The sequence below is a fragment of the Geodermatophilus bullaregiensis genome, from assembly GCF_016907675.1.
In the GTDB taxonomy this organism is placed as follows: Bacteria; Actinomycetota; Actinomycetes; order Mycobacteriales; family Geodermatophilaceae; genus Geodermatophilus; species Geodermatophilus bullaregiensis.
In genome coordinates this window covers 70,293-90,253 of the sequence record NZ_JAFBCJ010000001.1, presented here as the reverse complement: position 1 = coordinate 90,253, position 19,961 = coordinate 70,293, and the positions used below count along the sequence as shown (strand labels likewise).

The 19,961-nt window shown below is 73.9% G+C and carries 19 protein-coding genes and 1 tRNA gene; 10 read left to right on the top strand and 10 right to left on the bottom strand.

Annotated elements, in window-relative coordinates:
• Positions 1–61: 61 nt before the first annotated feature.
• From JOD57_RS00360 to JOD57_RS00345, 4 genes are all read right to left on the bottom strand, one after another.
• Positions 62–808 (bottom strand): SCO1664 family protein, encoded by a 747-nt coding sequence (locus JOD57_RS00360; RefSeq protein ID WP_204690071.1) that lies wholly within the window; start codon positions 806–808, stop codon positions 62–64.
• Positions 809–824: 16 nt separating this feature from the next.
• The gene (locus JOD57_RS00355; protein ID WP_204690070.1) at positions 825–1,376 is read right to left on the bottom strand and encodes a DUF3090 family protein; all 552 of its coding nucleotides are present in this window, start codon (positions 1,374–1,376) and stop codon (positions 825–827) included.
• Between the two features lie 41 nt (positions 1,377–1,417).
• The gene (locus JOD57_RS00350; RefSeq protein ID WP_204690069.1) at positions 1,418–2,122 is read right to left on the bottom strand and encodes a histidine phosphatase family protein; all 705 of its coding nucleotides are present in this window, start codon (positions 2,120–2,122) and stop codon (positions 1,418–1,420) included.
• A 201-nt stretch (positions 2,123–2,323) separates the two neighbouring features.
• Complete coding sequence (locus JOD57_RS00345) at positions 2,324–3,157, bottom strand: undecaprenyl-diphosphate phosphatase (RefSeq protein ID WP_204690068.1); 834 nt, start codon at positions 3,155–3,157, stop codon at positions 2,324–2,326.
• Between the two features lie 179 nt (positions 3,158–3,336).
• On the opposite strand from JOD57_RS00345, the gene JOD57_RS00340 reads away from it, so the two are divergent.
• Positions 3,337–4,317, top strand: a complete 981-nt coding sequence (locus JOD57_RS00340; RefSeq protein WP_204690067.1) for an aldo/keto reductase — start codon at positions 3,337–3,339, stop codon at positions 4,315–4,317.
• Entirely contained in the window at positions 4,314–6,272 is a 1,959-nt protein-coding gene (locus JOD57_RS00335; protein ID WP_204690066.1) for an AAA family ATPase, read from the top strand. The genes JOD57_RS00340 and JOD57_RS00335 overlap by 4 nt, the downstream gene beginning before the upstream one ends.
• Before the next feature lie 19 nt (positions 6,273–6,291).
• Here the strand turns inward: JOD57_RS00335 and JOD57_RS00330 are convergent, their stop codons facing one another.
• The gene (locus JOD57_RS00330; protein ID WP_204690065.1) at positions 6,292–7,056 is read right to left on the bottom strand and encodes a DUF2470 domain-containing protein; all 765 of its coding nucleotides are present in this window, start codon (positions 7,054–7,056) and stop codon (positions 6,292–6,294) included.
• Positions 7,057–7,140: 84 nt separating this feature from the next.
• Positions 7,141–7,401 carry an Rv3202a family protein gene (locus tag JOD57_RS00325; protein ID WP_204690064.1) on the bottom strand — a complete coding sequence of 87 codons (261 nt, stop codon included), beginning with the start codon at positions 7,399–7,401 and terminating at the stop codon, positions 7,141–7,143.
• A 139-nt stretch (positions 7,402–7,540) separates the two neighbouring features.
• On the opposite strand from JOD57_RS00325, the gene JOD57_RS00320 reads away from it, so the two are divergent.
• Positions 7,541–7,744 (top strand): DUF5703 family protein, encoded by a 204-nt coding sequence (locus JOD57_RS00320; RefSeq protein ID WP_204690063.1) that lies wholly within the window; start codon positions 7,541–7,543, stop codon positions 7,742–7,744.
• Positions 7,745–7,772: 28 nt separating this feature from the next.
• Here the strand turns inward: JOD57_RS00320 and JOD57_RS00315 are convergent, their stop codons facing one another.
• From JOD57_RS00315 to JOD57_RS00305, 3 genes are all read right to left on the bottom strand, one after another.
• On the bottom strand, positions 7,773–8,726 hold the full coding sequence (locus JOD57_RS00315) for an NADPH:quinone oxidoreductase family protein (protein WP_204690062.1): 954 nt from the start codon (positions 8,724–8,726) through the stop codon (positions 7,773–7,775).
• 141 nt (positions 8,727–8,867) lie between these two features.
• On the bottom strand, positions 8,868–9,674 hold the full coding sequence (locus JOD57_RS00310; protein WP_204690061.1) for an SDR family oxidoreductase: 807 nt from the start codon (positions 9,672–9,674) through the stop codon (positions 8,868–8,870).
• A 96-nt stretch (positions 9,675–9,770) separates the two neighbouring features.
• The gene (locus JOD57_RS00305) at positions 9,771–11,093 is read right to left on the bottom strand and encodes a M20/M25/M40 family metallo-hydrolase (RefSeq protein ID WP_204690060.1); all 1,323 of its coding nucleotides are present in this window, start codon (positions 11,091–11,093) and stop codon (positions 9,771–9,773) included.
• Between the two features lie 87 nt (positions 11,094–11,180).
• Here JOD57_RS00305 and JOD57_RS00300 point away from each other — a divergent pair, with 87 nt between their 5' ends.
• Together JOD57_RS00300 and JOD57_RS00295 are read left to right on the top strand one after the other, a co-directional pair.
• On the top strand, positions 11,181–12,293 hold the full coding sequence (locus JOD57_RS00300) for a GGDEF domain-containing protein (RefSeq protein WP_204690059.1): 1,113 nt from the start codon (positions 11,181–11,183) through the stop codon (positions 12,291–12,293).
• A gap of 16 nt (positions 12,294–12,309) precedes the next feature.
• A tRNA-Leu gene (locus JOD57_RS00295) sits at positions 12,310–12,394 on the top strand.
• 416 nt (positions 12,395–12,810) lie between these two features.
• On the opposite strand, the gene JOD57_RS00290 is transcribed toward JOD57_RS00295, so the two are convergent.
• Positions 12,811–13,227, bottom strand: a complete 417-nt coding sequence (locus tag JOD57_RS00290) for a hypothetical protein (RefSeq protein WP_204690058.1) — start codon at positions 13,225–13,227, stop codon at positions 12,811–12,813.
• A 95-nt stretch (positions 13,228–13,322) separates the two neighbouring features.
• Here JOD57_RS00290 and JOD57_RS00285 point away from each other — a divergent pair, with 95 nt between their 5' ends.
• From JOD57_RS00285 to JOD57_RS00265, 5 genes are all read left to right on the top strand, one after another.
• Positions 13,323–15,356: a hypothetical protein gene (locus JOD57_RS00285; protein ID WP_204690057.1), complete on the top strand. Its 2,034-nt coding sequence runs from the start codon at positions 13,323–13,325 to the stop codon at positions 15,354–15,356.
• A 797-nt stretch (positions 15,357–16,153) separates the two neighbouring features.
• Positions 16,154–17,335 carry a DNA cytosine methyltransferase gene (locus JOD57_RS00280; RefSeq protein ID WP_204690056.1) on the top strand — a complete coding sequence of 394 codons (1,182 nt, stop codon included), beginning with the start codon at positions 16,154–16,156 and terminating at the stop codon, positions 17,333–17,335.
• A gap of 53 nt (positions 17,336–17,388) precedes the next feature.
• Entirely contained in the window at positions 17,389–17,805 is a 417-nt protein-coding gene (locus JOD57_RS00275) for a very short patch repair endonuclease (protein ID WP_204694483.1), read from the top strand.
• A 56-nt stretch (positions 17,806–17,861) separates the two neighbouring features.
• The gene (locus JOD57_RS00270; protein ID WP_204690055.1) at positions 17,862–18,299 is read left to right on the top strand and encodes a hypothetical protein; all 438 of its coding nucleotides are present in this window, start codon (positions 17,862–17,864) and stop codon (positions 18,297–18,299) included.
• Positions 18,299–19,906 (top strand): AAA family ATPase, encoded by a 1,608-nt coding sequence (locus tag JOD57_RS00265; protein WP_204690054.1) that lies wholly within the window; start codon positions 18,299–18,301, stop codon positions 19,904–19,906. Before JOD57_RS00270 ends, JOD57_RS00265 begins: the two co-directional genes overlap by 1 nt.
• Positions 19,907–19,961: the final 55 nt, after the last annotated feature.

Below are 19,961 nucleotides of genomic sequence, written 5' to 3'. Positions count from 1 at the left end.
GCCGGCGTCCGGAACGCGCCCCCGGCGCACACCGTCCCGTGGAGGTCGGGTGTGCCACGGCTCAGAAGGGGGGCCAGGGCAGCGCGGGCCAGTCACCCGACGGCTCGGGGTGCAGCTGGGTGCGCAGCAGCTCGGCCACCCGCTGCTGCGTGCAGCGGACCTCGCGGCGGGTGAGGTGCTCGTGCAGCCGCTCGCCGAGGTCGCCGCGCAGGTCGTCGGCCAGCCGCTCCAGCACGGCGAGGGCCTCCAGCGGCAGCGGCTTGCCCGCCCAGCGCCACAGCAGGGTGCGCAGCTTGGGGTCCGACGAGAAGCAGATGCCGTGGTCGACGCCGTACACGTGGCCCTCGGGCGTTGGGATGATGTGCCCGCCCTTGCGGTCGGCGTTGTTCACCACCGCGTCGAAGACGGCCATGCGGCGCAGGGCCGGGTGGTCGGAGCGGACGAAGCGGGCCAGGTCGACGCGGGGGTCGCCGTCGATCCACAGCTGCACCATGCCGGGGCCGAACGGGCCCTCGCGCAGCACGGTCGGCGGCACCACCGACCAGCCGGTGGCCTCGCTGACCAGCGCGGCCGACACCTCCCGGCCGGCGAGGGTGCCGTCGGGGAAGTCCCACAGCGGGCGCTCGCCGGCCACCGGCTTGTAGACGCACTCGGCCGCCAGCGTGCCGGTGCGGATGGCGCCGACCAGGGTGACGTTGCTCGCGTCGAGCATGCGGCCCTCGAGGTCGATCTCGCCCTCGAGCAGCAGCGTGCGCGCCTCGGCGTCGGTGGCCGGGGCGCGCAGCTCCTCGGCGGACCGCTCGCTCACCGCAGCGCTCCGGCGGTCAGCGGCGGTAGCCGTTCTGCCGGGGGCAGACGTGCCCGGTCGGGTCCAGCGGCAGCGAGCACAGCGGGCAGGAGGGCCGGCCCGCGGCGACGACGCGGCGGGCGCGGGCGACGAACGAGCGGGCCGCACCCGGGGTGATGGTCACCCGCAGCGCGTCGGGCCCGTCCTCGGCGTCGGAGAGGATCGCGTCCTCGTCGACCGGCTCCTCCCCCGCCGCCACCGCCTCGACGACGACGGCCTGCGCCTCGCCGTCCCAGGCCAGTCCCATCGCCGCGACGCGGAACTCCTCGTCGACGGGTGCGGTGAGCGGCTCGAGGTCGTCGACCTCCGCCTGCGCGGGGACGGCGGTGCCGGGCCGGGTGGCGATCTCGTCGAGCAGCTCGTCCATCCGCTCGGCGAGCACCTGCACCTGCGACTTCTCCAGCGCGACGCTGACCACGCGGCCCTCGGCGTCGGAGGCCTGCAGGTAGAAGGTCCGCTCCCCCGGCTGGCCGACCGTGCCGGCGACGAACCGGGACGGGCGGTCGAAGCGGTAGACCTGGCGGGACACGCGATCAGGTTACGCGGGGACGCCGACGGGCCGCCGTCCCGTCAGGGGACCGCCGCGCCGGCCCCGCCGCCGACGACGGCGTCGGAGTCCCGGCCCCGCCGGCGCCGGGGGCGCTTCCTGGGCGGGACGAGCGCCGAGACGTCGCCGCCGGTGTCGTTGACGCGCAGGACGAAGGGGCGGGTCTCGGTGTAGGTCACCACCGAGACCGACGCCGGGTCGACGACGATCCGCTGGAAGGCGTCCAGGTGCAGGCCGAGGGCGTCGGCGAGGACGGCCTTGATGACGTCGCCGTGGCTGCAGGCCAGCCAGACCGCATCGGGGCCCAGGCGGGCGTTCCACTCCCGGACGGCGGCCACCGCGCGGGCCTGGGTCTGCGCCAGCCCCTCCCCCTCGGGGCCGGGGAAGACCGCCGCGGAGGGGTGCTGCTGCACGACCTTCCACATCGGGTCCTTGACCAGCTCCTTGAGCGGCCGCCCGGTCCAGTCGCCGTAGCGGGCCTCGCCGAGGCGCTCGTCGGTCTGCAGCTCCAGGTCGCGGCCGGCGAGCACGGCACCGGCGGTCTGCCGGCAGCGGTCCAGCGGGCTGCTGACCACCGCCGCCAGCGGGACGGGCGCGAGGCGGGCCCCGACCGCGGCCACCTGCGCCTGCCCGGTCTCGTCGAGCTCGACGCCCGGCGTCCACCCGGCCAGCACGCCCCCTGCGTTGGCGGTCGTCCGGCCGTGCCGCAGCAGGATCACGGTGGTCACCCGCGCGAGCCTAGGCGGGCGCCGCGGACGGCGCCGTCACGCAGCCGGGCACCGCCGCCGGGCCGGCCATCGGAGCCGCGGACGGCGACCCGCCGGCCACCGGTGTGACCCGTCCTCCCCCACCGCAGCGCGTCCTCCCCGACCGCCCACCGTGCGGGAGGACACGCCACGATCAGGTCACCTGATCCCGGCGCGGCCCGCTCAGTTGGGGGCGAGCACGCCGACGCCGACCAGGGCGAGCAGCGCCAGGCCCAGCACCACCCGGTAGACGACGAACGGCGTGAACGTGCCGCGGTCGAGGTAGCGCAGCAGCCAGGCGATGACCGAGAGGCCGACGGCGAAGGCGATGACCGTGGCCAGCAGCGTCGGCCCCCAGGAGATCGTCTCGCCGGCCACTTCGCCGGTGAGGGTCTCGTACACCTGGAAGAAGCCCGAGGCGAGCACCGCGGGCACGGCCAGGAGGAAGGAGTACCGCGCCGCCGCGGCCCGGGTGTAGCCGAGGAACAGGCCCATGGTGATGGTGCCGCCCGAGCGGGAGACGCCGGGCACCAGCGCCATCGCCTGGGCCAGGCCGAACAGCAGCCCGTCGCGCACGGTCAGCTGCGCGAGCTCCCGGCGCTTGCGGCCCACCCGGTCGGCCCAGTAGAGGACCAGCGAGAAGGCCACCAGCGAGATGGCCACGACCCGCAGGTCGCGGAAGGTCGTCTCGATGTCGTCCTGGAACAGCAGGCCCAGGACCCCGATCGGGATGCTGCCGATGACGATGAGCCAGCCCATGCGGGCGTCGGGGTCCCCGCGCAGCGAGCGGTCGAAGAGCGCACGCACCCAGGCGCTGACGATGCGGCCGATGTCGCGGCGGAAGTAGAGCAGCACCGCGGCCTCGGTACCGATCTGCGTGATCGCGGTGAACGCCGCGCCCGGGTCACCCCAGCCGGCGGCCTCCCCGACCACCCGCAGGTGCGCGCTGGAGGAGATCGGCAGGAACTCCGTCAGCCCCTGCACCAGCCCCAGGACGACCGCCTCGAACCAGCCCACGGCCGGTCAGTCCCGTCGTCCGGACGACGGGCGGGTGGAGCGACCGGGGGGGTGTAGGAGCACGGGAGGACAGCCTAGGGCGGTCCCGGCCGCCGGTCCGGGCACGCCCCGGCGCGGCGTTGCCCACACTCGCCGCGTCCCCCGGCCCGGGGCCCGGCACGGCGGTAGGTTGGCCGGTCGTGGAACAACGGGCGCTGGGGCGCAGCGGCCTGGTCGTCTCCCGGCTGGCGCTGGGCACCATGACCTGGGGCCGGGACACCGACGAGGACGACGCGGCCGTGCAGCTCACCGCCTTCGTCGACGCGGGCGGCACCCTCGTCGACACCGCCGACGTCTACTGCGACGGCGACAGCGAGCGCACCCTCGGGCGGCTGCTGGCCGACGTCGTCCCGCGCTCGGAGGTGTTGGTGGCCACCAAGGCGGTGGGCCGCACCGGCGCCGGGCCGATGGGCCGCGGCGCCTCCCGCGGGCACCTCCTGGCCGCGCTCGACGCCTCGCTGGAGCGCCTCGGCGTCGACCACGTCGACCTGTGGCAGCTGCACGCCTGGGACGAGCACACCCCGGTCGAGGAGACCCTCGCCGCGTGCGACGCCGCCGTCTCCTCGGGCCGCGTCCGCTACGTCGGGGTGAGCAACTTCACCGGCTGGCAGACCGCGCAGGCCGCCACCTGGCAGCGCGCCTGGCCGGGCCGCACCCCGCTGGTGAGCACCCAGGTCGAGTACTCCCTGCTGCAGCGCGGCGTCGAGCGGGAGGTGGTGCCCGCCGCCGAGGCGCTCGGGCTCGGCGTCCTCGCCTGGTCACCGCTGGGTCGCGGCCTGCTCACCGGCAAGTACCGGGCGGGCACGCCCGACGGGTCGCGCGGGGCCTCGCCCGACTGGCAGGGCTTCATCGACGACCTGCGCTCGGCGGTGTCCGAGCGGATCGTCGAGGCGGTGGTGACCGCCGCCGACGGCCTGGGCACCAGCCCGCTGGCCGTGGCGCTGGCCTGGGTGCGCGACCGCCCCGGCGTGGTGGCCCCGGTGGTCGGCGCGCGCACCGCCGAGCAGCTGCAGGCCTCGCTCGACGCCGACGCGGTGCGGCTGCCGGCGGCCATCCGGACGGCGCTCGAGGACGTCTCCGCGCCGCACTTCTCCTACCCCGACCAGCGGTCGGCCCGATGAGCGCCGTCCCGACGCCGGCCGCCCCGGACCCGGTCTTCGCCGCCTTCTGCGCCGCCGGCCTGTGGCCGGGGCTGGGCAAGCGCGCCGCCGCGGAACTGCCCGCCGCCGGCATCACCACGCCCGACGACGTCACCGCCGCCAACCTGCTGAGGATGCCGCGCGTCGGCCGGCAGCGCGCCGAGCGGCTGTTCTCCTCGTTCCTGGCGGCTCAGCCCACCTACTCCGTCGTCGCGCTGCTGGTGAGGGCCGGCCTGGAGGCGAAGCTGGCGTCCTCGGCCGCCGACGCCCTCGGCGACGACGCCGCCCGCCGGCTGCGCGACGACCCGTGGGCGCTGCTCGCCCTGCACGGTGTCTCCCTCACCGACGCCGACCGGCTGGCCGTCTCCGTCCTCCCCGGCGCCGACCGGCAGGACTCCCGGCGCGGCCGCGCGATCGTGACGATGACGCTGCGCACGGCCGCCCGCGACGGGCACACGGTGCTGCCGGCCGACCTGGTGGTGGCCGCGCTGCGCGCCGAGGGCGTGGCCGACCCGGTGGCCGCGGTCGTCGCGGCGGTGGAGTCCGGCGACGTGCTCGACCACGAGCCGCCGGAGCCGGAGTCAGCCGAGGACGCCGATCCCGACGAGCTGCCCGAGCCGGACCCGGCGCTGCGCACGCTGTCGCTGGCCCGGTACGGCATGGCCGAGGAGGCGGTGGCCGAGGGCGTGGCCCGGCTGGCCGCCACGGCCGGGCGGATCGCCGACCCGGCCGCCGTCCGGTCGGTGGCCAAGGGGCTCGACGAGGCGCAGAAGCAGGCCGTCGCGCAGGTGCTCGGGGCCGGGGTCTCGCTGCTCACCGGCGGCCCGGGCACCGGCAAGAGCCGCACCGTGGCCGCCGTCGTGCGGCTGCTGCAGGCCAAGGGCACCGAGGTGGCGCTGGCCGCGCCCACCGGCCGGGCGGCCAAGCGCCTCGAGGAGCTCACCGACCACCCGGCGGTCACCGTGCACCGGCTGCTGGGCTCGCAGGGCTTCGGCGGCGGGTTCGCCCGCAACGAGGAGTGGCCGCTCGACGCCGACGTCGTGGTCGTCGACGAGGCCTCCATGCTCGACGTCGAGCTGACCGCCGCGCTGCTCGAGGCCTGCCCCGACGGCACCCACCTGCTGCTGGTCGGCGACCCGGCGCAGCTGCCCTCGATCGGTCCCGGGCACGTGCTCGGCGACCTCATCGACTCCGGCGTCGTCCCGGTCACCGAGCTGACCACGCTCTACCGGCAGGCCGAGGGCGGCGCGATCGCCCGGCTGGCCAACGCCGTCCGCGCCGGGGAGCTCCCGCCGGTGGACTCCCCCGACCGCGAGGTCGTCGTCGTGCCCGCCGGCGGCAGCGGCGAGGCCGCGCGCCGGGTGGTGCAGCTGGTCACCGACTCGATCCCGCGGGCGCTGCGGATCGAGCCGCGCAACGTGCAGGTGGTGACACCGGTGCACCGCGGCCCGGCCGGCACGATCGAGCTGAACAAGGCGCTCAAGGAGCGGCTGAACCCCGGCGACGGCACGGTGTTCGGCTTCGACGTCGGCGACCGGGTGGTGGCCACCGCCAACCACCTCGACCTCGAGCCGGTCGGCTTCGCCAACGGGGAGGTCGGCGTGGTCACCGGCACCGGCGAGGGGACGCTCGACGTCGCCTTCGCCTCCGGCCCGGTCACCGTGCCCGGCGACGCGCTGCCCGACCTCAAGCACGGCTGGGCGATCACCGTGCACCGGGCGCAGGGCTCGGAGTGGCCCGGCGTGGTCGTGGTGCTGCCCCCGGAGGCCGGCGGGATGCTCTCGCGGCCGCTGGTCTACACCGCGCTCACGCGGGCGCAGCAGCACCTGTCGATCGTGCACGCGTCCGGCGCGGCGCTGGCGCGGGCGGTGCGGGAGGTCGACGTGCGCCCCCGCCGCACCCGCCTGGCCCAGATCCTGCGCGACGACCTCGGGTGACGGCCCCGCTGCAGGGTCCTCACGAGGCGGGACCGGCGCGCAGGGCGCACAGCAGCTGCGCCGTCGCCGCGGGCAGCTGGCCGGGACAGGCGAGCGGGCGGGGGAAGGGCACGCGGACGTCGCGGTGCCCGCCCGGGCGCTCCACCCGCAGCCGGTAGCCGAACCGGTCGACGCCGAGCGGGCGCACCGTCTCCCCCGGGCCGACGGCGACCCGGCTGCGCAGCGCGGCGAGGACGTCGGGGTGGTCGCGGTCGAGGTGCTGCAGCATCCGCGCCTCGACGGCGGCCAGGGGGTCGGGGCGGGCGGCGGCGAACCCGGCCGGCGAGACCTCGGTGCACGCAGCGCCCTCGCGCAGCACCACCTCGGCGAGGTCGAGGCGCAGCAGCGTGGCCGCCCCGCCGACGTCGAGCAGCGCGCCCTCGGGGCGGACCTCGGCGAACGCGAGCGCGGCCGCCGTCCGGTCGGCCGGGCGCACCGGCGTCAGCCAGCCCGAGAGCCACAGCGTGGCGCGGACCGGGTCGCGCAGGGGCACCGGGGCGCGGTCGCTGACCATGAGCAGCGCCGAGACGTCGGGGTCGGGCCCGCGGTCGAGGGCGGCGGCGACGTCGCCGTCGGCGGGCACCAGCACCAGCACCTGCCCGTCCCGGGTGGTGGCGTGCGCCAGCGGCCGGCCCGGCGACCGGCCGGGGAGGCAGACGGCGGCCGCGCTGCGGGTGGCGGCGGTGCGGGCGCGCTCGGCGGCGCCGGCGAGCGACAGCGCCGGGGAACCGGGGCAGGTGGTCAAGGCTCCCCCTCGGGACGATGAGTTAGGGCAGCCTAACCACAGTCGCCGTCCCGGGGGAAGCGCCGGCCGACCCGGCCCTGCCGGTCAGTCGGTGCGCTCGTCGTCGTCGAGGGGGACGTCGGCCTCCTGCTCGAGGACGTCGGCCTCGTTCGCGTCGCGGTCGCCCACCCCCCTCGGGGTGCCGGCCGCTCCGGGCGCGGTGGCCAGCTGCTGCTCGAGGGCGTCGGCCTCCGGGACGCCGTCGCCGATCGCGTCGACGTCGCCGGCCAGCACGGGACCGGCCGGCTCGAGGAGCGCCTCCTGCTCCGCGCGGTCGGCGTCGCTGGCGGTACCGGGCTCGGTCACGTCGTCCTCCTCGGTGCGCGGTCGGGGTCCGGCGCCCATCCTGCCGCCCGGCCGCGGCCGCGGCAGCCCCGATCGCGCGGGTGACCGGGGGACGACGCGTGGATGACCTCGCCGGGTGGGCCGTGGCAACATCGGGCAGGTGAGCACGGCCGACGACTACGAGTACGCGCCGCTGCGGATCCCGCCGGGCACGTCCCGCTCCGCAGCGGCCACCATGCTGAGCCTCCAGGTCGACGTCGGCGGATGGGAGCTGGCCCGCCTGCAGCTGCACGCCGACGGCACCCGCAAGGCCATCCTGCGGCGCCGTGCGCGGCTGTCCTACCTGCCGATGCCGGTCACCTGAGGGGCGAGGACCTCCTCGCCGGGGGCCGTCAGGGCACCAGCACGACCTTCCCGACCGTGGCGCGGTCGGCGAGCGCGGCCAGCGCGCGCGGGGCCTGGTCGAGCGGGAGCACCTGCCCGACGAGCGGGTCGATCGCACCGGAGGTGACCAGGCGGACCAGCTTGTCGTGGGTCCGGCCGATGACGGCCGGGTCCTTCTTCTTGTACAGCCCCCAGTGCAGCCCGACGACGCTGTAGTTCTTGACCAGCGCGTGGTTGGCCGGCGCCTCGGGGATGCGGCCGCTGGTGAAGCCGACGACGACCAGCCGGCCCTCGAAGGCGATGCACTTCCGGCTCCTGTCGAACACGTCGCCGCCGACCGGGTCGTACACGACGTCGGCGCCCTCGCCGCCCGTGAGCTCCTTGACGACGGGGACGAAGTCCTCGGTCGTGTAGTCGACGACGTGGTCGGCGCCGAGCTCGCGGCAGACCTCGACCTTGTGCGCGCCGCCCGCGGTGGCGATGACCCTGGCGCCGGCGGCCTTGCCGAGCTGGATGGCCGCCGAGCCGACACCGCCGGCCCCGGCGTGCACGAGCAGCCACTCCCCCGCCTGCAGCTGTGCGCGGCGGTGCAGGCCGACGTGCCCGGTCTGGTAGGTCAGGTACAGGGCGGCGGCCTTCTCGTCGCTGAGCGAGTCCGGCACCGGCCAGGCGTCGTGCGCGTTCATCAGCGCGTACTCGGCGAAGGCGCCGGGCCCGCCGGCCGGTCCGCCGATCACCCGCCGGCCGTCCTCGGTCTCGCCGCACAGCTCGACGCCGGGCGTGTACGGCAGCGGCGGGCGCTCCTGGTACTTGCCCGCGGCCATGAGCACGTCGGGGAAGTTCAGCGCCGCCGCCCGCACCCTCACCAGCAGCTGGCCCTCGGCCGGGGTGGGCCGCTCGACGTCCTCCAGCCGGAGCACCTCGGAGGGGTCGCCGAGCTCGTGTACCCGCCATGCACGCATGCGCCCGACCCTGCCAGAGCCCCGGTGACCGCCGTCACGGGGTCCGGCGGTGGTCGGCCGCGATCAGGGGACCTGATCGTGGCGCGTCCTCCCTGACGGTGGGCGGTGAGGGAGGACGCGCTGCGGTGAGGGAGGACGGTGTCAGCGCACGGACGGCGGGCGCAGCGCCTCGGGGACGACGGCGGTCTCACCGGTCGCCGTCTTCGCGCTCGGCACGCCCTTGAACCGGTACGGCACCGTGCCCACGCCCGGCTGGATGACGTAGGCGGCGCCCGGCTCGCCCGACGTCCAGGCCATGACCATCGCGTCGGCGACCTCGGCGGCGGGGATGACCGGGAACTGCGCGGCCTCGAACTCGTGGCGGATGCGGTCGATGATCGCGGTGTCGGCGAACCCCGGGCAGATGGCGGAGATGGTGATCCCCTCGCGGCTCAGCCGCGGCGCCATCGACCGGACGAAGGCGATCGCACCGCCCTTGGCCACACTGTAGCCCGGATCGGTGGGCATCGGCGAGAGGCCGGCCAGCGACGCGGTCACCACGATCGCGCCGCCCCCGGCCCGCGTGATCGCCGGGCGTGCGGCCACCGCGCCGTAGACGACGCCGAAGAGGTCGACGTCGACCACGCGCATGAACTCGTCGAGGTCGAGGGCGTCGTCGCTCTTGGCCGCCGAGATGCCGGCGTTGAGGTAGGCGGCGTCGAGCCGGCCGTGCTCGGCCTCCACCCGGGCGACGACGGCCTCGTTGGCCGCGCGGTCGGTGACGTCGAGCGGGAGGAAGGAGGCGCCCAGCTCGTCCGCGGTGCCGCGGGCGCGGTCGCTGTCGAGGTCGGCGAGGACGACGGTGACGTCGCGCTCGTGCAGCTTCGTGGCGAGGGCGCGGCCGAAGCCGCCGGTCCCTCCGGTGATCAGCGCGACGGAGCCGGGGCCGGCAGGTGTGGGAGAGGTCACCCCGGCATCACACCACGGACCCGTTCCGCCTCCGTCGGCCGTCGGGACGCCTCCCCCGCGGTGGCCCGCTGCGACGGGAAGCGGCGGGACGGCGCGTCAGACCGCGCGCAGGAAGCGGTCGAGCACGCGGACGCCGAAGCGCAGCGACTGCACCGGCACCCGCTCGTCGATGCCGTGGAACAGCGAGGCGAAGTCCAGGTCGGCCGGCAGCCGCAGCGGGGAGAAGCCGAAGCAGCGCATCCCGAGGCGCTCGAAGCTCTTGGCGTCGGTGCCGCCGCTCATGGTGAACGGCACCGGGCGCGCGCCGTCGTCCTCGGCCTTGAGCGCGGCGACCATCTGGTCGACCAGCGGGCCGTCGAACGTCGTCTCCACGGCCTGGTCGTGGACGACCCACTCGCGCTGCACACCCTCGCCGGTGAGCGAGGCCAGCTGCCGCTCGAACTCCTCCGCCTGCCCGTGCAGGAAGCGGCCGTCGACGGTGGCCGAGGCGGTGCCGGGGATGACGTTGGCCTTGTAGCCGGCGTCGAGCATCGTCGGGTTCGCGGTGTTGCGCAGCGCCGCGCCGATCATCCGGCTGATGCTGCCGAGGCGGGCGAGCGCCTCCTCCGGGGAGTCCGGGTCGATCTCGATGCCGTAGGCGTCGCTGACCGCGTCGAGGAACTGCCGCATCGGCGGGGTGAGCACGGTCGGCAGGCGGGTGGACCCGATGCGCGCGACGGCCTGGCACAGCCGGGTGACGGCGTTGTCGTCGTGCACGAACGAGCCGTGCCCGGGCCGGCCGGTGGCGGTCAGCCGCATCCAGGCCAGCCCCTTCTCCGCGGTCTGCACCAGGTAGAGGCGCAGGTCGTCGCGGACGGTGATGCTGAAGCCGCCGACCTCGCTGATCGCCTCGGAGCAGTCCGCGAACAGGTCGGGGTGCTCGTCGACCAGCCAGCGGGCGCCGAGCCTGCCGCCGGCCTCCTCGTCGGCGACGAAGGCCAGCACGACGTCGCGCGGCGGCCGGACGCCGGTGCGCGCCCACTCGCGCACGAGCGCCAGGGTCATCGCGTCCATGTCCTTCATGTCGACGGCCCCGCGGCCCCAGACGTAGCCGTCGCGCTCCTCGCCGGAGAAGGGGTGCACGCTCCACTCGGCCGGATCGGCGGGGACGATGTCGAGGTGGCCGTGCACCAGCAGCGCCGGACGGCTGCGGTCCTCCCCGGGGATGCGGGCCACCAGGCTCGCCCTCCCCCGCTCCGACTCGAGGACCTGCGAGTCGATGCCGACCTCGTCGAGCTTGCCGGCCACCCACTCCGCGGCGCGGCGCTCACCGGCGCCGGTGGCGGTGTCGCCGGTGTTGGTCGTGTCGATCCGGATCAGGTCGGACAGCAGCTCCGCCACCTCGTCCTGGGCGCGCGGGGCGGACGTCGTCTCGGGCATGCCGTCGATCGTGCCACCGGTCCCGCCGGTCACCCCGCCGGGTGAGCAGTGCTGGACCCGGCGCCGGCCGCTGCGGATGCAGCGGGCATGGACACCCCGGCGGCGGTGCGAGCGCGCGACCCCGCAGCGGCGGCGCACTCGTCGACGCTGATCCTGTCGGTCAGCGCCGCGGTCGTGGCCGGTTTCGGGCTGGTCGTGCCGGACGGGACCGGCGCCGTCGTCCTGGTCGCCCACGCCGTGGTCGTCGTGGCGCTGCCCGCCGGCGCCGGCCGGGCGGTCACCACCGAGCGCTACGACCGGCTGCACCTCGGGCTGCTCACCGCAGTGGGCGGTGTCGCGATGGTCTGCGGGCTCGACCTCGTCACCCGCGACGCCTCGGCCGCCGCGCAGGCCTTCGTCTTACCCGTGCTGTGGGCCGGGTCGCGCCTGCGGCCGGCGGGGATCGTCCTCGCGACGACGGCCGCCGTGGGGGGTGAGGCCGTGACCCTGCTGGTCCTCACGCCGCCGGCCGTGGCCGTCGTCGACCTGGCCACGTTCGCCGCGGTCCTGGTCGTGCTGGCGGTGGTGCTCGTCCGCGCCGGCCGGGTGCAGCAGCGGCTGGTGGACGCGCTGAGCCAGCAGGCTCGGATCGACGCGCTGACCGGGCTGGTCAACCGGCGGGTGTTCGACGAGGCGCCGGCGGGGGCGCGCACGCGGAGGACGGCGTCCGGCACGGCGCTGCTGCTCACCGACGTCGACACCCTCGAGCAGATCAACGACGCGCACGGCCACCCGGTCGGCGACGCGGTCCTGGTGCACCTGGCCCGGATCCTGCGCGAGCAGGTGCGCAGCGAGGACGCGGTGGTGTCCCGGCTCGGGGGTGACGAGCTGGCCGTCCTGCTGCCGGACTGCCCGGCGGCGGTGGCGGCGACCCGGGCCGAGCGGGTGCACGAGGCCGTCCGATCGACGCCCCTGGCGCTGGCCGACGGGACGCTGCTGTCCCTGTCGATCAGCCTGGGGCTGGCGCACACCGCCGGGCAGGCGGCCGACGTCGAGGAGCTGTACTCGGCGGCCGACCGGGCGCTGTACGAGGCCAAGCGGGCCGGCCGTGGACGGGTGGCGGTGGCCACGGCCGGGCTCCCGCGGCAGGCGGCCGGGCTCCCGCGGCAGGCAGCCGGGCCGGGGCAGGGGGTGCGCCACCGGACCCCGGCGGTCGGGTAGTCTCTGATCCGCACTCGTCCGGGTGGCGGAATGGCAGACGCGCTAGCTTGAGGTGCTAGTGCCCTTTATCGGGCGTGGGGGTTCAAGTCCCCCCTCGGACACCCATCCCGGGGCTGTTGCCCCGGCCGCAGGGGTTCAAGCCCCGTCCGCGGGGCTGCCCCCCGCCCCCTCGGACACCCATCCGTGGGACGACGCCCAGTCGGCACGGACGTTCGCGCGGCGGCAGCGCCCTGGCACCCAGCAGGAGCCCCCGCGTCGACCGGCCGAGCCACCGGCGGAGTCGCTGGCACGGGCACCCGGCGGCGCCGATGCGGACAGAACCGGCCCGGGCCTGACGATCCTGCTGCCCCCAGGCGCCCGACTGATCATCGAACTGCCGACGGACGGAGCACCGATGGTGCTACGGCTCTCCGGCCCGGGAGCCGCGGAACCGACCGGAGGCTGCGGCGATGACGCCCCGCCGCGATGACGCCCGCTGCCCCCGCGACTGTGCGTGCCCGGCTCGCCTGGTGCTCGCTCAGCACCGAGGGCACCCCGGCCGGGGCCTGGCCGCCATGCTCCTGGCCGTCCTGGCCGGCACGGCGCCGCCGCGCTGCACGGTCCGGCTGGAGCGCGTCTGTGCGGCACCGACCTCCGAGGAGTCGGCGGTCAGCGCCGCGCGCGATGCGAGGAGGGTCAGCACGGCGGCGTCCACCGGGTCCGTGCGCCCCAGCAGCACCGATCCCAGTCGGACCCGCGGCAGGCCGAGCGCCACCGCGGCGACCAGCGCAGCGGCCCAGACCGCCGCGGCGGCCGACGGATGCCAGTCCGGCGGCGCCGGCAGGCGCAGTTCGTCGGGACGGCAGCGGGCGAGAGCCGCACCCACCGGTTCCCGGGGCCGCGGCCGTGGCGCCCCGGGCGCACCCCGGTAGACCAGGCCACTCGGCCCGGCCACGCGCCATCCCGCGTCCGCGGCCCCACGCGCGGTCAGCGCCCACCACAGTTCCACTCGGCTATTATGCTGCCAGCATCATACTCAGGGAGGCTCCGATGAGCCGTGCATCCCGACCGCGACGGTCCCGGCCCGGCCTGCTCCTGCAGCCGGGCTGCGATCCCGGCCTTCGTGTCCAGCTGCGTGCCGACGGCAGGGTGGTGCTGTCCAGCCGGGCCAGCGGCGACGGCGGTGTCCGGCCCCGCGACCTGGCGGTCGATGGGATCTTCAGCGCCGCCGACGGCCTCGCCGCCTGGGGCATCGACGTGCGACCACTGCTGCCGGACAAGGCCACTCTGCTCACCGGGTTGACCACCCTGGCCGACACGCGCACCAGCTACGACCGGCAGGGCCGCACCTTCACGAACCACCGCTTCGTCTACACCGACGCCGCTCCGCGCGGGCTGGTGCTGCTGCTGCAGTACGGCACCGGAGTGCAGATCGACCGCCACCACCGCCAGCCGGCGATCGAACTCGCCGCCGAGGCCATCCGGAAGTGGTCACCGGTCCTCGTGTACTGCAACGAGATCCGCGCCTGGGGACGGGCCGGCTTTCCGCTGGCCAGCCTGGTCTACGCCCTGGAGGACATCGGCGAGGAACACGGCCAGCCGGTGTACGTCGGCGATCTCAAGCACGCACCCCGCCCGTTGACACCGCAGGTGGCACGGGAACTGTTCAACGACGGAGCGGGCAGCGAGGAGGAGGCCCGACACACCAAGAAGCGCACCCGCGACGGCTACCGGCGGCGCACCGACAGCGGCGCCGCTCCGAAGGGACGATTCCGCTACGGGCTGGCGGCTCCCCTGCCGCCCCCGTTGGCACGGGCCCGCCTGCGGGACACCGAGATAGGTGGGGTCGGTGAGCAGATCGCCTTCCTCGACACCCCCGGCCCCCGCCCCGAACCCGAGGAGGTCCTCTACGGACTCCCCCAGCTGTTCGAGACCCGGGACGGCCGCAAGCAGCCGGTCGACCAGCTCGCCCTGGTCCGATGGTTCTACCGGCACTACCTGCTACCCGGCTGGGACGCGGTCGCCAGCGCCCGCTACCTGGCGGCGCACGGCTTCTCCACCGACGGGGTGCGCAGCCACAATCGCGATCCCGGCACCCCCGTGCACGTCCGCCACTACGACAAGCACGGCACCCAGGCCTACCACATCTGCCAGGCGATCCTGAGACACCGGGACTTCCACCGCACCCTCACGCTGACGGTGCGCGTCGGGGACGGCGGACCGGACCTCGCGCTCCAGCTGAGCACGCCGGACGGGCTCCCGATCTGCAGCGACGCCGACTACGGCCGCATCGCCGCGGCCGAGGCGCAGCTGCGCTCCCTGCACCGGCCCGGCCCCGGGCACACGTTCACCGGACAGCCAGTGACCATCGACGGAATCCCGGCCACGCTCGAAGCCCGCCACCGCAAGGACGCCGCCACCTATGCCGAGGGCACCACGTACTACACGTATCAGCGGGCCGGGTCGAAGGAGGAGCGGACCCGACGACGGCACTACCGCGGGCCCGTGTTGCTGCACAGCACGCTTGCCGTAGCGCTGCTCAAGGCCCTGGGCGCCAGCGACCCCCGACTTCGCCCCCGCCTTCCCGACGACGACCGTCTCCAGCGCCTGTCCACCGACCAGGCCGCGGCTGCGCAAGCCCTCGACCAGGAGGAGGACAAACGGCGGCGCGCCGAGGCGCACGTGACCAAGCCGCAACTGACCGGACGCGCGCTCGCGCTGGCCGTCGAGGCGGTGGCCACCGCGGACCGACGGGTCGCCGACGCCCGCCGAGCCCTGGACTCGGCGAGCACCGCCCTGGCCGCCGCGCAGGCGCCCACCGGCACCGGACTGCCAGTGAGCGAAATCTTCGCGTTCGCCCTGAGCCTGCGCGATCCGCGCTCCCCCGCCTTCAAGGACCTGCTGCGGCGCGACCTCGTTGACGTCACGCTCACCAGCCACAGCGACGTGCGCGAGGACGGTCGCACCTGGTGGACGCTGACCCTGGCGGGGTGCCTCGCCGTCTGTGGCGGCGACGGTCGCACCTACACGGTTCCCTTTGCCGCCGAGCACACGGCGCCGGCTTATCGGCCCTCCGCCGACTGACTTGGCGCAGTGAACACACCTGCTGACGACACCGGTCATCCCAGGACACGGGGGATCAGACGTGCCACCCCTCAGTTCCGGTCGCGGGCGAGAGCCGGCGACCGCGCCGGCGATCGACACCCCGGCGTTCTCGTGCGGCCTTGCCGGTCCCGGCCCGCGCCACCACTGAGACGATCCCGTCCCGCTCACCCTGTCGACGCAGCCTCGCGCCCGCAACGGCACCGTCGGGCCCGAGTCGGCAGCTGACAGCGACGCCCTCGGCATGCGCGCCACGGGCACGGTTGCGGACCCCACCGGTTGCCGCCAGGATACCAACAGGGCTTCGAACATATGATCGACACAGAGGGGCCTCATGGCTGGCCGGCGACGACGGATTCCGGACACCGCGCCGACGCGGGCAGCTTGGTATGCCGCAGCCCCGGACGTGCACGGCCCTTGTCCACCGGGCTCTGACTGCGCGGACTGCACGGCGGCGCTTGCCCAGTGGCGAGCCCTGTGGGCCGCCGAGCGCACGGGCTGGGCCCAGTCCGACCAGGTGGAGGCCGCCGCCCGGGCCTTGTTGACCGAGCGATACACCGCCGCCGCCAGGGTGACCCGCCCCAGCTAATCCCGCGCAGCGCCTCGCTGACGTGCTGGTTCGGGCGGCGTTGCGCTCTCGCGGCTCGCGCCGAACGGCCCACGCCATGCGCGGGCGGCAAGGTGCACATCAGAGGCGTACGTGATCCGTAACTCGCACCCGCACCCGCGTCGCGGGTTGTTCCACAAGCTTGTCGGTGGGCGACCCTAGAGTTCCCGGCATGCACGACGAGCGATCCGCAGCGGATCCCCTGACCGTAGCGGGCTTGTTCGCCGGGATCGGAGGCGTGGAGCTCGGATTCGCTCGCGCCGGAATCCACTCCGAGCTGCTGTGCGAAGTGTGGGACCCGGCCAAGGCCGTCCTCGCGGAGCAATTCCCCGACGTTCCGCTCGCGGACGACGTCCGCACCCTCGACACCCTCCCTCCGGTGGACGTCGTGGCGGCCGGGTTTCCCTGCCAGGACCTGTCACAGGCAGGCCGAACCGCGGGCATCCACGGGGAGCACAGCGGCTTGGTCGGTCACGTCTTCCGCCTGCTCGAGAGCCAGCCCCGGCTGCCCAAGTGGATCGTCTTCGAGAACGTCCGCAACATGCTGCCCCTCGACAAGGGCAAGGCCATGGCTTACCTCGTGAGGGAACTCGAAGATCTTGGACTGCGCTGGGCCTATCGGCTCGTGGATTCCCGCTTCTCGGGCGTCCCGCAGCGACGGCAGCGCGTTCTTCTGGTGGCCAGCCCCACCGAGGACCCTCGCTACGTCCTGTTCGCAGACGATGCCGGCGAACCGGAGGCCGACTTCTATGGCTCCGACGCCTTCGGGTTCTACTGGACCGAAGGCCTGCGAGGTCTGGGCTGGGCGCCTGACGCCGTACCCACGCTCAAGGGCGGCTCCACCCTGGGCATCCCCTCTCCACCCGCCGTCTGGGTGCCTGGGGCGCCGGTGGGCCGCCAGATCGTCACGCCGACGATCGAGGACGCGGAGCGGTTGCAGGGCTTCCCGACCGGTTGGACCGAGGCCGGTCAACACGGCCGCGCCAAGGGGCCGCGTTGGAAACTGGTGGGCAACGCCGTGACCGTCGGCGTGGCCGAGTGGCTGGGATCGCGGCTGCGACAGCCTGGCACGGCCATCGTGGGCGAGACGCAGCGCCTTGCCCCCGGCGCATCCTGGCCGACCGCTGCGTCCGGAGAGGCCGGAACCGTCTGGCGGCACCACGTGTCCATGTGGCCCGTCCGCCAGGACTATCAGCACCTGCCGAGCGTCGTGGACTTGACGGCCGCCCCCCGACTGAGCCACAAGGCCGCTGCGGGGTTTTTCTCTCGCACCGCGCGCGCCAAACTCCGATTCAAGGAGGAGTTCCTGGTCGACATGAAGGCCCATGTGGAGGCCACGGCGCCGGAGGAGTGACGAGACGCTTGCCGGACCGTCCCCGCGCCTCGTCGCCGGCCGCGTTGGCCAGGATGCGAAGGCAGCGACGGATCGACACCGCGCCGGAACTAGCCCTTCGCCGCGCGGTACATGCGCTAGGACTGCGTTACCGAGTGGACTACCCCCTGCCGGTCGGGGGCGTTCGCCGCAGGGCCGATCTCGCATTTCCGGCACTTAGGATTGCCGTCTTCGTCGACGGATGCTTCTGGCATCGCTGTCCGATCCATGCAACCTATCCCCGCGCCAACGCCCAGTGGTGGGAGGACAAGCTGAACGCCAATGCGGCCAGGGACCAGAACACGGACGCGCGCCTCGCCGAAGTGAACTGGGTGGCCTTCCGGGTCTGGGAGCACGAGGATGCCCGTGAGTCGGCCGAGCGACTGCGTTCCCTGGTGAGGACACGCAGGGAACAACTGGCCAAGCCCCCAAGGTTCAAGAACGGAGAATGAAGCTCGCAGAGATGAGTAACACACCTTTTCGGGGCTCACGATTGCATGACCCCTCGGTGGCCGGCGCCTCCCCGGACTACTTGGCCGCCGTCGAGCACCTCGGCTCACCGACGTGGCAGGAGCAGTCGCTCGTCGCCGAGGTCGTCAAGGTGAACCTCAGCGACGCCAACAGCACCAAGTGGAAGGCGCCTGCCGCCCTTCTGGCGGGCCTGCTCGATGGCGGGGAAGGTGCTTCGACGATCGGAGGGACGGGCATCGCGGACCGCAACACCCTCAAGCAGACGATGACCCGCATGCGCCAGGTCGGTGTCAGCGGCTCCGACATCTCGGTGATCGTCGTCGGGGAGCCCTCATGCCTCGATTACGTCGAGGAACGGGTTCGCCGTACCATCGCAGACCCCCTCTCCCGACTCTCCGCCGCCTGCATCATTCTTCGCGACGGCCACAGCGACCGGGCTCGGATCGTCAAGATCATGCGACAGAAGGGCGCCTGATGCCTTCTCTGGAAGACATCGCCCCCGACGCCGAAGTGGAACTGGTCCCCACCAAAACCGCGGCGGCCCACCAAGTTCCCGCCGCCGTCGATGCGGAGGCGGGCTCGTATCCCGACGAGGACGAAGAGTTCCGAACGGGACTTCTCGGCCCGAATGCGAACTGCTGGACGTTCTTGTACAGCGGAGAGTCCCGATACGCCGACATCGAGGGCCAGACCTACCACTACTGGAGAACGACTCGTGCAGCCAAGGACGGAGTACAGCCCGGCGACTGGGTCCTCTGCCACTGGGCGATCGACGAAGTAGGCGCCGATCGGGCAGTGATGTTCGGTGTCGGACGCATCGGCCGAGTGCACAGGTGCGACGAGGACCGACAGGCGATCTTCGATCGTTATCTTCCGCTCGACGAGCCTCTCCCATGGTCGTGGTTGGACCACGGTGATCCTCGAACGCAGCCGCGGAACTCGATCAACCCCATCGGTGCCGAGGTGATCGAGGAACTCCTCCTCCATCACGGAGTGGCTTCCGAGGACGACCTACCTGTGCCCAGCATGACGCTCGGCTTGGACAAGGTCTTCCACGCCGCTGCCGACGTCCGATTCCCGTCGAGCGTCGTTCAGTCCGCCGTGGCGGCACTGCGGGCCGGCAAGCATCTGATCCTCACCGGTCCGCCTGGAACCGGAAAAAGCACCCTCGCCGTGGCACTGGCCCAGGCCGCAACCTCCGTCGGCCTGTCCGGCCCGGCGCTGGTCACCACGGGGACCGCGGACTGGACCACGACGGACACGGTGGGCGGCTATCGACTGGACCCCAACACGGGGAACACCGGAATGGGGGGGCTCGTCTTCGCCCCGGGACTCCTATTGAAAGCCATCCACGCAGACTCCTGGCTGGTCATCGACGAACTGAACCGAGCCGACATCGACAAGGCCATCGGTCCGTTCTTCAGCGTTCTGAGCGGTCAGCCCGTCGTCCTGCCATTCGTCAACGGCGACGGCGAGCACTACAGCATCGTGCCGCCCGGCGCCTCGGTTCCGCCGAACACGGAGGTCTACCGGGTGCCCGCCTCGTGGCGGCTGATCGCCACGATGAACGAGCGCGACCGCGACCTGCTGTTCACCTTGTCCGAAGCGTTCATGCGGCGCTTCGCCGTCATCCGGGTGCCGGCGCCCGCCGCGGAAGCCGATTGGGACTGGATCCTCCGGACTCGCGCGACCGTTGGACATCCGTCCCTGGCCGAACGCCTCCGCCGGTTGACGCGCCTGAGCCATCCTCAGCTGGGCCCAGCCATCATCATCGATGCGGCCCGATACATCTCGCACCGCCTCAGCATGTCCTTCGAGACCTGCCAGCCGATAGACCCCGCCGCGATCATGAAGGATGCGGTCGAGGCCCTGGTAGAACCGCAGCTTGTTGCCCTGTTGGGCGAGGACGAGCAGAAGGCTCGTCGCTACATCAGGCGCGAGGTTCTGTATCCCGAGAGCGACAGTCACGCTCCGGGCACGGACGACGAGGACCAGGAGAAGTCCGACCACGGTCAGCAGCTTCTCGCGGGGCTGCTGTCGCTCGATGATGCCAGGTCGGAAGAAGACGAGCAGGATCTGTGAGTCCATCGCCTCTGCCGCTGCTCAGTCGGCAGGACGCTCTGGATCGTCTACAGCG